The sequence below is a fragment of the Christiangramia oceanisediminis genome (genome assembly GCF_022570735.2).
Classification (GTDB): domain Bacteria; phylum Bacteroidota; class Bacteroidia; order Flavobacteriales; family Flavobacteriaceae; genus Christiangramia; species Christiangramia oceanisediminis.
This window is the reverse complement of the sequence record NZ_JANCNS010000003.1, coordinates 490,352-505,955: the sequence shown is the minus strand read 5'-3', so window position 1 is coordinate 505,955 and position 15,604 is coordinate 490,352. Positions and strand designations below refer to the sequence as shown.

14 protein-coding genes are annotated in these 15,604 nt (G+C 42.5%); 10 read left to right on the top strand and 4 right to left on the bottom strand.

The window, feature by feature from the left end:
• Window positions 1–65: 65 nt before the first annotated feature.
• Window positions 66–1,823 (bottom strand): ABC transporter ATP-binding protein, encoded by a 1,758-nt coding sequence (locus MKO06_RS15080; protein WP_241552097.1) that lies wholly within the window; start codon window positions 1,821–1,823, stop codon window positions 66–68.
• A 132-nt stretch (window positions 1,824–1,955) separates the two neighbouring features.
• Here MKO06_RS15080 and MKO06_RS15075 point away from each other — a divergent pair, with 132 nt between their 5' ends.
• The 4 genes from MKO06_RS15075 (at window position 1,956) to yajC (ending at window position 4,904) form a co-directional block, all read left to right on the top strand.
• Entirely contained in the window at window positions 1,956–3,059 is a 1,104-nt protein-coding gene (locus MKO06_RS15075) for a Glu/Leu/Phe/Val family dehydrogenase (protein ID WP_241552096.1), read from the top strand.
• An 82-nt stretch (window positions 3,060–3,141) separates the two neighbouring features.
• Window positions 3,142–4,086, top strand: a complete 945-nt coding sequence (gene nusB, locus MKO06_RS15070) for a transcription antitermination factor NusB (protein WP_241552095.1) — start codon at window positions 3,142–3,144, stop codon at window positions 4,084–4,086.
• Between the two features lie 51 nt (window positions 4,087–4,137).
• The gene (locus MKO06_RS15065; protein ID WP_241552094.1) at window positions 4,138–4,602 is read left to right on the top strand and encodes a DUF1573 domain-containing protein; all 465 of its coding nucleotides are present in this window, start codon (window positions 4,138–4,140) and stop codon (window positions 4,600–4,602) included.
• Between the two features lie 8 nt (window positions 4,603–4,610).
• Complete coding sequence (yajC, locus tag MKO06_RS15060; RefSeq protein ID WP_241552093.1) at window positions 4,611–4,904, top strand: preprotein translocase subunit YajC; 294 nt, start codon at window positions 4,611–4,613, stop codon at window positions 4,902–4,904.
• A 55-nt stretch (window positions 4,905–4,959) separates the two neighbouring features.
• On the opposite strand, the gene MKO06_RS15055 is transcribed toward yajC, so the two are convergent.
• Both MKO06_RS15055 and pepT read right to left on the bottom strand, forming a co-directional pair.
• Window positions 4,960–5,553, bottom strand: a complete 594-nt coding sequence (locus MKO06_RS15055; RefSeq protein WP_241552092.1) for a YdeI/OmpD-associated family protein — start codon at window positions 5,551–5,553, stop codon at window positions 4,960–4,962.
• A 12-nt stretch (window positions 5,554–5,565) separates the two neighbouring features.
• Window positions 5,566–6,813, bottom strand: a complete 1,248-nt coding sequence (gene pepT / locus MKO06_RS15050; protein WP_241552091.1) for a peptidase T — start codon at window positions 6,811–6,813, stop codon at window positions 5,566–5,568.
• 188 nt (window positions 6,814–7,001) lie between these two features.
• On the opposite strand from pepT, the gene MKO06_RS15045 reads away from it, so the two are divergent.
• The 6 genes from MKO06_RS15045 (at window position 7,002) to MKO06_RS15020 (ending at window position 15,351) form a co-directional block, all read left to right on the top strand.
• Window positions 7,002–8,027, top strand: a complete 1,026-nt coding sequence (locus tag MKO06_RS15045; protein WP_241552090.1) for a quinone-dependent dihydroorotate dehydrogenase — start codon at window positions 7,002–7,004, stop codon at window positions 8,025–8,027.
• Between the two features lie 165 nt (window positions 8,028–8,192).
• Window positions 8,193–9,056, top strand: coding sequence for a hydroxymethylglutaryl-CoA lyase (locus MKO06_RS15040; protein ID WP_241552089.1), 864 nt, complete (start codon window positions 8,193–8,195; stop codon window positions 9,054–9,056).
• A gap of 131 nt (window positions 9,057–9,187) precedes the next feature.
• A complete protein-coding gene (locus MKO06_RS15035; protein ID WP_241552088.1) occupies window positions 9,188–10,393 on the top strand; it encodes a DUF4856 domain-containing protein in 1,206 nt (401 codons plus the stop codon).
• Between the two features lie 48 nt (window positions 10,394–10,441).
• Complete coding sequence (locus tag MKO06_RS15030) at window positions 10,442–11,563, top strand: imelysin family protein (RefSeq protein ID WP_241552087.1); 1,122 nt, start codon at window positions 10,442–10,444, stop codon at window positions 11,561–11,563.
• Window positions 11,564–11,573: 10 nt separating this feature from the next.
• Complete coding sequence (locus MKO06_RS15025) at window positions 11,574–12,938, top strand: HTTM domain-containing protein (protein WP_241552086.1); 1,365 nt, start codon at window positions 11,574–11,576, stop codon at window positions 12,936–12,938.
• The gene (locus MKO06_RS15020) at window positions 12,919–15,351 is read left to right on the top strand and encodes a TonB-dependent receptor (protein WP_241552859.1); all 2,433 of its coding nucleotides are present in this window, start codon (window positions 12,919–12,921) and stop codon (window positions 15,349–15,351) included. The genes MKO06_RS15025 and MKO06_RS15020 overlap by 20 nt, the downstream gene beginning before the upstream one ends.
• On the opposite strand, the gene MKO06_RS15015 is transcribed toward MKO06_RS15020, so the two are convergent.
• Window positions 15,341–15,583, bottom strand: a complete 243-nt coding sequence (locus MKO06_RS15015) for a hypothetical protein (protein ID WP_241552085.1) — start codon at window positions 15,581–15,583, stop codon at window positions 15,341–15,343. The genes MKO06_RS15020 and MKO06_RS15015 overlap by 11 nt on opposite strands.
• Window positions 15,584–15,604: the final 21 nt, after the last annotated feature.

The window sequence follows — 15,604 nt, the reverse complement described above, 5'->3', positions numbered from 1 at the left end:
TCTTTAATGGTTTGTTATTGTCGTGCTCAAAAATCTAAAAAATTTTAACATCTAACAAAATATTTTCACATTTCTTTTTCATTTAATTGTTTTGCATAGAGCTCTTTGTAATAACCATCTGTATTGAGCAGTTGCTGGTGAGTGCCTTCCTGGACTATACGGCCATCTTCCAGGATAATGACCTTATCGGCATTTTTAGCCGAGGAAATTCGGTGGCTAACAATAATGGTAGTCTTGTTCTTTGTGATCTTGAACAGGTTGTTCAGGATTTCTTCTTCGGTTTCGGTATCTACTGCAGAAAGGCAATCGTCGAAAAGCAATATTTCCGGATCGTGGATAATTGCCCGTGCAATGGAAACCCGCTGTTTCTGTCCGCCTGAAAGGGTGATACCTCGCTCTCCAAGAACGGTTTCATAACCTTTGCTGAAGCCTTCGATGTTGCGGTGGACCGAAGCATTCTTAGCTGCCTGGATAATTTCCTCATCACTGGCATCGGTCTTTCCGAATTTGATGTTATTCTTGATCGAATCGCTGAAGAGGAAGGCATCCTGGGGGACATATCCAATACTGTCACGTAAACTCTCCAGGTTGAGTTCATGGATCTTACGACCATCTATCAGGATCTCGCCTTTATCAATATCGTAGAGGCGACCAATCAATTCCAGGATGGTAGATTTCCCGGAACCGGTTTTCCCTATAATGGCCAGGGTTTCTCCTTTTTTTACCGAGAAGCTTACATTCTTTAAAGCGGTGATATTAGTGTCGTCGTAGGTGAAGCTCACATTTTTGAACTCAATGCTTCCGTTAACGGTATCGGGCTCGGTTTTAGGATTGGTGATCTCGGGATCTTCCCCAAGGAATTCGTTGATACGCTCCTGGGAGGCATCAGCCTGTTGCACTAACGAAGTCACCCATCCAATGGAGGCAACCGGCCAGGTAAGCATGTTCACATATAATATGAACTCCACCAGCACATCTATATTTTCTATCTGGCCAGAAATGATCTGTCTTCCGCCCACATAGATCACGATAATATTACTGATCCCGATCAAAAGTACCATTAGCGGAAAGAAAAAAGCCTGCACCTTTACCAGGTCTATGTTCTTATCGCGACTTCCGTTGGAAAGGTCGGTGAAATTGGTATTGGTCTGCGGCTCCAGTCCATAGGATTTGATCACAGCGATCCCGCTAAAACTTTCCTGGGTGAAAGTGTTCAGTTTGGAAAGATACTGTTGAACTATTGTGCTTCTTTTGTGGATGGCTACACTTAGTTTATAGATCGAAAACGCCAGAATTGGCAGAGGGATCACCGTGTACAGGGTCAACATGGGTGCCGCCTGTATCATAAAGATTAATACCACCACGGTAGAGGTAAAGGTGGTTACGCTGTACATAATGGCCGGCCCCAGATATAATCGCACCTTTGAAACGTCTTCGCTTATCCGGTTCATCAGGTCACCGGTTCGGTTTTTCTTATAGAAGTTAAGAGAGAGTTCCTGGTAATGCTGGTAAACTTCGTTCTTAAGATCGTATTCCATATGCCGGGAAACCACGATAAAGGTTTGCCGCATCAGGAAAGTAAGAAAAGCTGAAATCAGGGTCGTACCTATGATGAGCAGGATATTATAGGCCAGTTCGCTTTTTACCTCAGAAATTTCGGTTATCGTGCCATTCACATATTCCTCGATCACTACCGTGCTTTGCCCTATTAAAGGGATGTAGTAGATCGCAAATATTCGGGCAGCAATGGTGATAAATAAACCTATCAATAACTTCCATTTATATTTATAGAAGTATTTATTGAGGTGGCGAAGATTTTTCATTCAAAAAGGCATCTATATTGAGGAAAGTGTAATTTAACACGTTTTGAAACCCTCTAAATTAAAATATTATTATTTTTGCACTGGATTTTTTGACATATCCAGAATCCGTAAAAATTAAAAAATCAACAAACTATGCAAGTTGACGTTCTAAATGCAAATGAACTAAAAAAGTCTGCTCCGGTATTCGGACAGTTGTCGTTTGACGATCATGAACAAATCGTTTTTTGCAACGACAAAGATACAGGATTAAAGGCAATTATCGGTATTCACAATACGGTTTTAGGGCCTGCTCTGGGAGGTACCAGAATGTGGAACTATACCAGTGAATGGGAGGCCGTGAACGATGTGTTGCGCCTTTCCAGAGGGATGACCTTTAAAAGTGCAATTACAGGACTCAACCTTGGTGGAGGTAAAGCAGTAATTATTGGTGATGCCAAGAAAGATAAGACTCCAGAACTAATGAAGCGTTTTGGTGAATTTGTTCATTCGCTTAGTGGAAAATATATCACGGCAGAGGATGTGGGAATGGAAACTTCAGATATGGACATCGTTCGTGAAGTAACTCCTTTCGTAACCGGGATCTCTGAATCTAAAGGAGGTGCAGGAAATCCTTCTCCAATTACCGCTTACGGGGTATTTATGGGGATCAAGGCGTCTGCCAAGTTCAAATACGGAAGCGATGACCTGGAAGGGAAGAAAGTTCTTGTTCAGGGAATTGGACATGTTGGAGAAACTCTTGTGGAATACCTGGTTGGTGACGGTGCTGAGGTTTTTATCACAGATATCAACGAGGAGAGACTGGAAGAGGTGAGCAAAAAGTACGGCGCTTATATCTTTACAGATGGTGACATTTACAGTGCAGATGTAGATATCTATGCTCCTTGTGCTCTTGGTGCTACCATCAACGACAATACTATTGAAAGATTAAAGGTGGATATCATTGCGGGAGCAGCCAACAACCAGCTTGCCGATGAGGTTTCTCATGGTAAGATCCTTCAGAAGAAAGGGATCGTATATGCCCCGGACTTCCTGATCAATGCAGGAGGGATCATTAACGTATATGCTGAGCTGGAGAACTACGACAGACAGGAGATCATGAGAAAGACCGAAAATATTTATAACACTACCCTGAAGATCCTTCAAAAGGCATCTCAGGATGAAATTACTACTCATTTCGCCGCGCTTAAAATTGCAAAACAGCGAATTGAAGACAGAAAAAAACAGAATTTGAATTAGTCAGTTCTAATTTATTGATATTTTTGCAGGGCGAAAGTAAACTTACTTTTCGCCCTTTTTTTAAACCTAAAGTTCTTTTAAAATGTTGACAAGAAGACATATCAGGGTAAAAGTAATGCAGTCTTTGTATGCTTTTAATCAAAGTGAAAATGATAAACTTGTGACCGAAGAGAAGTTCCTGCTTAAAAGTATGCAGGAAATGTACGACCTGTTTCTTCTTCAAATTAGCCTGATCACTGAAATAAGAGAACACGCCGACAATTACCTGGAAAAATCTCAGAAAAAACACCTTGCAACCAGCGAGGAAAAAGATCCAAACCGAAAATTTGTAGACAATAAGATCTTCGAGATCCTTAATGAAAACGAAAGTATCCAGAATGCACTGGAAACACATAAAATAAATCACTGGAAACAGGATGATGAGTATGTGGCTATTATCTGGAATGAAATCAGGAACAGTCACCTGTATGATGATTACATGCAAACCCGTGATGGCAGTTTCAAGGATGATAAGGATTTTATCATAGAGATCTTCAAGGAGATCATCGCACCTAATGAAAAACTATACGAATACCTGGAAGATAAGAAGCTTACCTGGGTAGACGACCTGCCACTCGTAAATACCGCGCTGCTGAAATTCCTTCAAAAACTAAAGGAGAATACCGGCAAGACCAAGAAGTTGACCGAGCTATTCAAAAATGAAGAGGATAAGGAATTCGCGTTGAAATTGTTCAGAAAGACCTATTTGAACGACGAGGAACTTTCGGAAGAAATGTTAGGCAAAACTCCCAACTGGGATAAAGATCGTATCGCCGAGGTAGATATGGTACTTATCAAAATGGCGATCTGCGAATTTCTTTATTTCAGCAGTATCCCGGTTAAGGTGACTATCAATGAATACCTTGAAATAGCCAAGGAATACAGCACTCCCAAGAGTAGCATATTCATCAACGGGGTACTGGACAAGCTTTCAAGGGAATACAAGGTTGAAGACAAGTTAAATAAAACCGGAAGAGGCCTAATGTAGTAAAGAAATTTTATTATTTTTATCGATCAAAATTTAACAAATAACTTCACCATGAAAAAAGCAATTTTAATGTTTGCGGCAGTAGGAGCCATGCTCTTCACCGGATGTAAAGATAACGCCTCAGATAAGGTAAAGGCTGAAAATGTGGAAACCGCTGCAGAGCGTGACTCACAGGAGACTGTGTATCCTGAGATCACTTTCGAAGAAACCGAATTCGATTTTGGTAACATCGCTAAGGGAACTAACGTGGAGCACGTATTTAAGTTCACCAACACTGGTAATGCTCCTTTGGTAATCACCAATGCTTCCAGTTCATGTGGATGTACTGTTCCAACCTATCCTAAGAATGAAACTATCGCTCCTGGAGAAACCGGAGAAATGTTAGTGAAATTCAACGGGTCTGGAAATGGTCAGGTAACCAAAACAGTTACTGTAACTGCAAACACTGAGGCTGGAAAAGAACAAATAAAAATCAAGGCTTTCGTAGAGGCAGAAGCTACTGAAAACGCCAGCTAATAGCATATATGGATCAATTAACGCAGTTTGCACCGATTATTTTAATGTTTGTGGTGGTGTATTTTTTTATGATACGCCCGCAAATGAAAAAAGCTAAACAGGAAAGAAATTTTGCCTCCGAATTGAAAAAGGGAGACCGTATCGTTACCAAGAGCGGGATGCATGGCAAGATTGTAGATTTCAGCGAAAAGAATAACTCGGTGATCATAGAAACCGGAGCTGGTAAAATCACTTTTGATCGTTCGTCTATTTCAATGGACCTTACTCAAAAGTTAAATGAACCTGCGAAGGATAAGAAATAAGAATAGAAATATCTTTAAATAAAAAAAGCGGCTTATTTCTAAGCCGCTTTTTTAGTTAACAGTTTTTGTATTTATCATGAAGTCCTATTCCAGACTTGATCATTGGAGTGATCTTTTCGATTCTTTTCACCTTTGTGGGTTCGCGCCTGGCTTCACTAATATAATTGGCATATTCCCGCTGTTTGCCCGGACTCAATTCTTTATAGGCCGATTTTAGATCTGAATCTTTTTCAAGAGCCTCCTTCAGTTCACCAGGGATCACCAGTTTTTTATGGGTAGCTGGCCTAATCACCTTTCCTTCTTTTTGGTTCTGTATAGCCTCCTTTACGTAGGGCAGTAAAACCGAAGTTTTTATCTCGTCGTCTTTTTCAAAACGTATCTGGCGTAAGGCTTTTGTTTTACCTTCCTGTGCGTTCATAAGGAGGGCGGTATTTTCCTTTAAAAGCGCTCCATTGAAGAACCAGAGACCGCAATGATTTTTAAAGGCTCCAAGTCCTATAACATTCTTTCCGTTGAGAGTGTAGACCGGTGCTCCCCATTTGATCTCCTGCACCAATTCGGTGGATAGCAGCATCTCATGGAGCAGCCTTAATTGTTCCTCCCATTTGGGATGACGTTCTAGATAATCTTCTAGGCTTTTAACAGGCATACCCCTAAAATATTAATTTTCCTGGTATTTAAGAGCTGTTAGTTCTGATAATTTAACGATGACCTCCGCGGCTTTTTGCATGCTCTCCACTGGAACATATTCATATTTACCGTGGAAGTTATGTCCGCCGGCGAAGATATTGGGGCAGGGCAGTCCCATATAACTTAATTGTGCGCCATCGGTTCCGCCTCGAATTGGTTTGATGATGGGCTCCACGCCCACTTCTTCCATTGCGTGTTTAGCCAGTTCCACGATATGCATCACAGGTTCCACCTTTTCACGCATATTGGAGTACTGGTCCTTGATCTCAATGCTCATGCAATCCCTTTCATACTGAGAACAAATATCATTTACCAGGTCTTTCATCATTTGCTTCCTTGCCTCGAAGTGTTCCTTGTCGTGGTCCCTGATTATATATTCAAGCACGGTTTCTTCAACATCTCCATTAATGCTGCTCAGGTGAAAGAAGCCCTGCCGGCCTTCGGTATGTTCTGGTGTTTCCAGTCGGGGAAGAGAATTAATATAGTCCTGGGCGATATACATGCTGTTCACCATCTTGTCTTTGGCATATCCCGGGTGTACACTCTTACCCTTCACTTTTACAATAGCCTGTGCAGCATTGAAGTTCTCATATTCGAGCTCTCCAATCTGGCTTCCATCCATGGTATAGGCCCATTCCGCACCGAACTTCTGAACGTCGAATTTATGAGCTCCGCGTCCTATCTCCTCGTCTGGAGTAAAACAGATCCTGATAGTTCCATGTGGGATCTCCGGGTTGTCCACCAGGTATTGCATGGCCGTCATGATCTCGGTGATCCCGGCCTTGTCATCGGCTCCCAATAAGGTGGTCCCGTCTGTAGTTATAAGCGTTTGTCCTTTGTATTGTAAGAGGTCTTCAAAATAATCAGGTGAAAGTACAATGTCCTTTTCCTTATTCAGCACAATATCATTTCCGTCATAATCCTCTATGATCTGCGGATTCACATTAGTCCCGGTGAAATCTGGTGTCGTGTCAAAGTGAGAAATAAAGCCTATAGTAGGCACCTTGTGACTAACGTTGGCAGGAAGTGTGGCCATCACATAAGCATGCTCATCGATGCTCACATCCTGCAGACCTATTTCCTTAAGTTCTTCAACTAATTTATTTGCGAGATTCCACTGCTTGGGAGTACTCGGGGTAGCGTCGCTTTTAGGATCACTTTGAGTGTCGATCTTTACATAACTTAAAAATCGATCAATAATATGTTGTTTATTGGTCATCGTGGGGAAGATTTGCATCAAAAGTACATATATAGCCTACTCCCTCCAAGATTTTAAGGCTTCAACAACTAAATTTTATTAGTTTTTTAAGGAGGACTGTTTCTGGAATTTATAGCGAGAGCAAATGTTTTATTGCCGGGTACAGATTTCTTCCTAAATCATCCTATTTTTGCAGAAATCAATCCACTATGTATAAATCTTTAATCAGACCTGCTTTATTTCGCTTTGATCCTGAAAAAGTTCATTATTTCACTTTTGATTTTCTGAAGAAATTCTGCAGCATACCTGGAGCCGAAGGTTTTTTAAGAAAAAAGTTTCTTATAGAGGATAAACGACTGGAACGGGAGGTTTTTGGTTTGAAATTCAAGAACCCTGTGGGTCTTGCCGCCGGTTTTGATAAAGATGCAAAATTATATAAAGAGCTTTCCTCGCTAGGTTTCGGTTTTATTGAAGTAGGGACGGTGACTCCCAAACCGCAACCGGGCAACGAAAAACAAAGGTTGTTTCGATTGCCTGAAGATTCTGCCATTATAAACCGGATGGGCTTTAACAATGAAGGAGTAGAGAGCATGGTGGAACGACTGAAGAAGAACACCAATGTTCTTATAGGTGGAAATATCGGGAAGAATAAGGTTACACCCAATGAGAACGCGGTAGATGATTATGTCTATAGCTTTAACGCGCTGTTTGACTATGTGGATTATTTCGTGGTGAACGTAAGCTCTCCCAACACACCCAATTTAAGAGAACTGCAGGACAAGGAGCCCTTAAAAAAACTACTGAATACACTGCAGCAAGAAAATAACCGGAGAGATCCCTCGAAACCTATTTTGCTGAAGATCGCTCCAGATCTAACTGATGATCAGCTGCTGGATATTATCGAGATCGTTCAGGATACGAAGATCGCCGGGGTGATCGCTACCAACACTACCATTTCGCGGGAAGGGCTGCAATCTGCAAACAAACAGGAAATGGGGGGACTTAGTGGAAAGCCACTTACAAAACGAGCAACCGAGGTGATCCGGTTTCTTTCTGAAAAAAGTGGGAAAGCCTTCCCTATCATTGGAGTAGGAGGGATACATACGGCGCAGGACGCGATCGAAAAACTGGAGGCGGGTGCCAGCCTGGTACAACTCTATACCGGTTTTATCTACGAGGGTCCTGCACTTATAAAAGAGATCAATAAAGCTATCCTGAAAAAAATGAAGAATTGATCGAGTATACTAAGTACTCAATACATAGTACTCAGTATTCATCATAATTAAAATTCCGAATTAAGGAATTTGCACTCGAGGGCTGGTTTAACCGAAATAAAATTTCATATCAGCAATAATTGTTTAATCTTTTTAAAATTTCTGTAAAATACTATCTTTGGCAGTATGGGGAAAGTTAAACTGATCGAATGTCCCAGGGATGCCATGCAGGGGATCCGGGATTTTATTCCTACCAACGAAAAGGTTCAATACATCCAATCATTGTTGAGATGTGGTTTTGATACCATCGACTTTGGAAGCTTTGTTTCCCCGAAGGCTATTCCTCAAATGAAAGATACTGCCGAGGTGCTTGGGAAGCTCGACCTTTCCACGACTCGCAGTAAACTGCTGGCTATCGTTGCGAATGTGAGGGGCGCACAGGATGCTTCCCAGTTTAAGGAGATCGATTACCTGGGCTATCCATTTTCGATTTCTGAAAATTTCCAGATGCGTAATACTCATAAAACCATAGCCGAATCGGTTGAGGTTTTACAGGAGATCCTGAACATTGCAGATCAGTCTGGAAAAGAAGTGGTGGCTTATCTAAGCATGGGATTTGGCAATCCATACGGTGACCCATGGAATGTGGAGATCGTTGGCGAGTGGACCGAGAAACTTTCAGCAATGGGTGTGAAGATACTTTCCTTGTCAGATACCATAGGATCTTCCACCCCTGATATTATTGATTACCTGTTCTCCAACTTGATCCCGGAATATCCTGAGATCGAGTTTGGTGCTCATTTACATACCGTGCCTTCCAGGTGGCATGAAAAGATCGATGCAGCCTATAAGGCTGGATGCAGGAGGTTTGATGGAGCTATCCAGGGTTTTGGAGGATGCCCCATGGCCAAGGATGAGCTAACCGGGAACATGCCTTCAGAAAAGATGCTTTCTTACTTTACTTCGGCCAGGGCCGAGACCAATATCAAAATGACGAGTTTTGAGTCGGCTTATAATGAAGCTTCAAAGATCTTCAACGCCTACCATTAATACTCTTTATCGCTTTTTACTTCTCGATTAATAAAAATTATTTAAAATTAATCTAAATAAAATTGCCGTGTCCAAAAGTGGGCTTTATATTTGCTGGCGAAAATTATTTTAAACCAGTCTAAATAAATAAAATGAAAAGACAGCTTTTCGCAATAGTTCTTGGAGGCTTAAGCCTGGCTTCCTGTTCTTCAGATGATGATACCATTATCACAGATCCAGAAATTGATGTACCTGCTAATTACAGTTTTGAAAGGAATGACAATAATACCGTAAGCTATAGCGGACAAACTACAAGATTGGAAATGACCTCGGAAATCCTTGGCCATTTCAAGGATTTTGATAACGCCACCGAGGATATGCTTAAGAATATGTTCGCCAACGAGAACAACCCATTCTCTGAAGCTGCCCTTAACGAATCTTCAAAAAGCGTAAAATCAAAGGTTGCTGCATCTAACCTTTATTTCTCAACCAATACGGTAGAGAGCAACGAGATCAGAGCCGATTTTGATTCCTATATTTCTGCGCAGATGAATGAGGTAAAGGCTGCTAGAAACCAGGTTGCTGCACCCGGAGTAGCAGGACAGATCGCCGATGGTGATGCTATTCGATACGTAAACGTAGAGGGACTTGAAATGGACCAGGCCTTCGCCAAGGGTCTTATTGGAGCTCTTGTTGTAGATCAAATGTTGAATAACTACCTGGTAGAGGCAGTTCTTGATGCAGGTGAAAACCGCGCTAACAATGAAGCCGGTATCACCGAGGAAGGAAAGTCCTATACAACCATGGAGCACAAATGGGATGAGGCATACGGTTATCTTTACGGGGATCCATCAATTCCTTCAGAAAATCCTAATGCAGCCCTACAGGACAATAGCGACAATCTGCTATTTAAATATCTTGGGAGAGTAGACGGCGATGAAGATTTTGCAGGAATTGCAGACGAGATCTTCGAGGCTTTTAAAACCGGTCGTGCTGCGATCGTTGCCGGTGATTATGAGTTAAGAGATCAGCAGGTAGATATCATTCAGGAGAATGTTTCCAAGATTGTTGGTATTCGCGCAGTTTATTACCTGCAGGCTGGAAAAGCAGCCCTGGCCGAAGGTCAATATGGTCCTGCTTTCCATGACCTTTCAGAAGGATACGGGTTTATCTACAGCCTTAGGTTTACTCATAATCCAGAAACCGGAGCGCCTTACGTGAGCAAAGCCAGCGTGGATAATTACTTAGAACAAATATTAGACGGAAATGGTTTCTGGGAGGTAACTCCGGAAACCCTGGATGCTATTTCAGAAGAGATAGCCACCGCCTTTGGTTTTACAGTAAACGAGGCATTATAAAACCTAATTAGCCGGGGCCCTTGAGCTCCGGCTTTCAAATTTTTGCATATGAAAAGGATTTCAGGATTATTAATGATCTTATTGCTAAGCTTCAACGCCTGTTCTACAGATGATTCAGGTGAAGGGTCTGGAGAGAAGGAAACCGATTCTTTTGACCGCGGAGCCATGCTTACTCACTGGGCAGACAATATCATAGTGCCTTCTTTTGAAGCTTTTCAGGCCAGTTCTCAAAGCCTGGAAAACGCAACCGAAGCATACGTGAATGATCCTTCGGCCGGTACGCTATCAGCACTTAAACAACAATACAGGGATTCTTACCTGCAGTTTCAGACAGTTTCTATGTTTGAGATTGGAAAGGCAGAGCAGCTGGGATATCGCAGGTACCTGAATACCTATCCTACGAATACTTCGGCTATTGAATCAAAGATCGAAAGCGGCTCGTATAACCTTGAATTGCCTTCGTCTTTTGCCGAGCAGGGTTTTCCTGCCATGGATTATTTGCTGTACGGTTTAGGTTCTTCTGAAGAAACCATTCAGGCCTTTACTGCCGGTGAAAATGCCGAAACTTACAGGGCTTATCTTCTTGATGTTGCAAAACGCATCAATTCCCTTACTGCGGAAGTGACCACTGCATGGCAGGGTGATTTCAGGGATCAGTTCGTTGAAAACACCAGTTCCTCTGCTACCGGGTCAGTAGACCGTTTTAGCAATGATTATGTGATGTATTTCGAAAAATTCCTGAGATCAGGTAAAATTGGTTATCCTGCCGGTGCCTTTACAGGTTCACCTTCTCCTGAAAATGCCGAGGCAGTTTACGCGGGAGACCTTTCAAAGGAGTTGTATATCAAGGCTTTTGAAGCATTCCAGGATTTTTACTTTGGAAGAAATTTCAATAGCAGCGGAAATGGTCCCAGCTACAAGCAGTACCTCGAATACCTGGATAGTATGAAAGACGGTGCCGATCTAAGCGTGCTTATTGAAGACCGCTTCCAGGCAATCGAAAGTCAAAGTGAACAACTGGACGACAATTTCAAATCCCAGGTTCAAAACAATAATACTACCATGCTTGCGGCTTTCGATGAGCTTCAGAAAGCGGTTGTGCTGCTAAAGGTAGACATGATGCAGGCACTATCCATCAGTGTGGATTACGTGGATTCAGACGGAGATTAGTTTGTAGTTCATGAGCTTTTCAACAAAATCATACCTTAATAAAACGATAGAAGCCGCCCCTTTGGCGGTTTTTCGTTTGTTTTTTGGGATCATGATGTTCGCCAGCATCATTAGGTTCTGGTTGAACGGATGGATAGAAAAGCTATATATTACTCCAAAATTCTTCTTTTCGTATTACGGATTTGAATGGGTGAAGCCGCTTGGCGATTTCACCTATTTGCTTTTTGTAGTATGTGGGATCGCGGCCCTGATGGTCGCAGCCGGATATAAGTACAGGTTTGGGATAATTTTGTTCTTCCTAAGTTTTACGTATATCGAGTTGATGGATAAAACCACCTATCTCAATCACTATTATTTTATAAGCATCCTGAGTTTTTTAATGATCTTCCTGCCAGCAAACCGGTATTTTTCGGTGGATGCGGCCAGGGATCAGGAGATCCGGTTTCAGTATATTCCCCGCTGGTGCGTGGATTCGATAAAATTGCTGTTGGGAATCGTGTATTTCTACGCAGGCCTGGCAAAGATCAATTCAGACTGGCTATTGCGTGCGATGCCTTTGAAGATATGGTTGCCTTCAAAATACGACCTTCCATTCCTGGGAGACCTGATGCAACAGGAGTGGGTTCATTATGCCTTTAGCTGGAGCGGGATGTTGTACGACCTGTTTATTCCCTTTCTTTTGCTTTGGAAGCGAACCCGGTTAATGGCATTTATCATGGTGATCATTTTCCATGTGCTTACCAGGGTTTTATTTCCAATTGGGATGTTCCCTTATATCATGATCGTAAGTGCCCTTATCTTTTTTGATCCTTCGGTTCATCGCCGTATCCTTGCTTTTATCGCCAGTCTATTTCGTATTAATTTGGATCAATTCGATACGGGAAGAAGCCTGGTCTATACTAACCTAAAAAGGAAAACGCTCCTGTCGGTAGTTTCCATCTTTTTTGTGATCCAGCTGCTTCTGCCGTGGAGATACCTGTTGTATCCCGATGAATTGTTCTGGACCGAAGAAGGCTTTCGTTTCTCCTGGCGCGTAATGCTAATGGAAAAGGCCGGATATGCACAATTTAAAATAGTGGATGGAGAGACCGGGAAGCGCTTCTATGTGGATAATTCAGATTTTTTAACTCCTTTCCAGGAAAAGCAGATGGCCTTTCAACCCGATTTTATCTTGGAATACGCACATTTCCTGGCGGAACACTTCCGCAAGGATGGCCATCAAAATATCGAGGTCTACGTGGATAATTACGTGGCCCTGAATGGCAGGAATAGTCAGCCATACCTGGATCCCGATGTTAATTTGATTAATTTCGCCGATTCGTTCGAACACAAAACTTTCATTTTACCCTTCAATGATGAGATTAAAGGTCTTTAGTTTACTTCTAATTACAGGCTTGCTTGCCCAGGCTCAGAACAACTTAAGCGGCCGGGTGGTTTCTGCAGAGACCGGGGAACCCATTGCAAATGCAGAAGTATGGAATAAAACCCTTTCCCAGGTCGCGGTAGCCAATTTGAACGGGGAGTTTGAAATGAGCGATATTCCTGGTGGAACTTATGATTTTGCGATCTTTAGTTATGAGTATGCCATCCAGGAGCGGTCTATCACTATTGAAGATAATATCGAAATGACCTTTGAACTGGCTCCACTTGCTGAAAGTCTAAGCGAGGTCATGATCACCAACCGTAGAGAACAATTATTTGCTTTGAGAAAGCTTAGGCAGGTAGAAGGGACGGCCATTTATGCAGGTAAAAAGACCGAAGTGGTCCTGATGGATAAAGTGGTTGGCAACCTGGCTTCCAACAATGCCCGGCAGATCTACAACCAGGTGGTTGGTTTGAACATTTATGATAATGGGGATGCCGGTCTACAACTGAACATTGGAGGACGCGGGCTGGATCCAAATAGGACCCAGAACTTCAATACCCGGCAAAATGGATATGATATCTCGGCCGATGTACTTGGGTATCCTGAAAGTTATTACACCCCGCCACCCGAAGCACTGGAAGAGATACAGGTAATTCGTGGGGCGGCTTCGCTGCAATATGGTACTCAGTTTGGCGGGCTTATTAATTTTAAGTTCAAGGAACCGGTGCCAGATAAGAAGATCGAGCTGGTTTCCAGGCAGTCGGTTGGATCTTATGATATGTTCACTAGTTTCAATAGTCTAGGCGGGACGCTGGGCAAATTCAGTTATTATACCTATTATAATTATAAAACAGGGGATAACTTCAGGCCAAATTCTGAATATGATTCACATAACGCCTACGCGCACATAGGTTATAAGTTTAATGACCATACCAATATTAGCCTTGAGTATACTTTCCTGGATTACCTCGCACAGCAACCGGGCGGTCTTACCGATGAACAGTTCTATGAGAATCCTGATTTCAGCAATCGTCCAAGGAACTGGTTTGATGTGAACTGGAATTTGTATGCGCTTAAATTTGAACATGCTTTCTCTAAGAAAACCGATTTCAGTTTTAACCTGTTTGGCCTGGATGCCAGCAGGAAGGCAGTTGGTTTCAGGGTAGACAGGGTAGACCAGGCAGATAACCTGGATAGTCCAAGGGAGCTGCTGGTAGATGATTTTTCCAACTGGGGAGCGGAAACGCGTTTACTTACGCGATACGATCTTTTTGATGAGGAATCAGTTCTTTTGCTGGGTGCCAAATATTATGATGCAGATAATTATCAGAGGCAGGGGCCGGGATCGGCCAGTATGGGACCCGATTTCAGTTTTGCTGATGATCAATATCCTAATTATCCAAGACAGTCTGAGTTCCGTTTTCCTAACGAAAATATCGCTGTATTTGGAGAAAACATTTTTAACATTACCAATAACTTTTCGGTGACCCCTGGTTTCAGGCTGGAGTATATCAAGACCAGGTCTGTTGGGGCTTATAAGAATATCGTTCTGGACCTGGCAGGAAATCCGCTTTTGAATGAAACGATTGAAGATGATCGTGACTACTCAAGGAATTTTGTGCTACTGGGCCTAGGGAGCAGCTACAACCTGAATGCAACCAATGAGCTATACGCGAATTTTTCACAGAATTACCGGTCGGTGACCTTTAACGATATACGCGTGATCAATCCAAACCTTGTGATCGATCCCGATATTACCGATGAGGAAGGATTTACCACAGATCTTGGTTTGCGTGGAAGGCTTCAGAATAAGGTCTCATACGACCTTAGTATTTTTGGATTAAAATATAATGACCGGATTGGACAGGTAGAGAGATCTACAGACAGGGATATCTTTCAATACCGTTCCAATATTGGGGATGCATTCATCTTTGGTTTGGAAACCTTTATAGACTGGAATTTGAAGAATACCTTTTTTGACTTTTCTGAAGATAAAAGGCTCAACCTGTTCGTGAACGCTGCTTTTACCGAGTCGGAATATGTGCGATCCAATGAGATCAACGTAGAAGGGAACAAAGTAGAATTCATCCCGGCGGTTAACCTGAAAACGGGGATCAATTTTGGATATAAGAATTTCCTGGGCGGATTACAGTATACCTACTTATCTGAACAGTATACCGATGCTACCAATGCTCCACAGGACAGGAATGATGATATCAGCGGAATTAAAGGAACAATTCCGGCCTATGGTATTTTGGATCTTTCGGCATCTTACAGTTATGGAAAATTCAGGCTGGAGGCCGGGATCAATAATTTACTGGACAATACTTATTTTACCCGTAGGGCAACAGGGTATCCAGGTCCGGGGATCATTCCGGCGCAACCAGTAACCTGGTATACTACGCTTCAGCTTAAGCTCTAGCCTGGGGAGCCCAGTGATTACAAAGCATTCCTGGTGCTGCCTTTTGCGGGTTCGCGCAGGTTGGATTGTTATATCTGGCGCAATTCGAGCAATTAGGTTCATTTTTGAGCTCAGCCTTCATTTTAAAACTATCACAGGTGTGTTGAACGGTAACCGAAGTTTCATGCTTAAGGCAGTAACCTTCCTTGTATTTTTCACAGTTCAAACAGGTATTTCCTAGTCGTATACTCATGATCTTGATTTATTTTGTTAT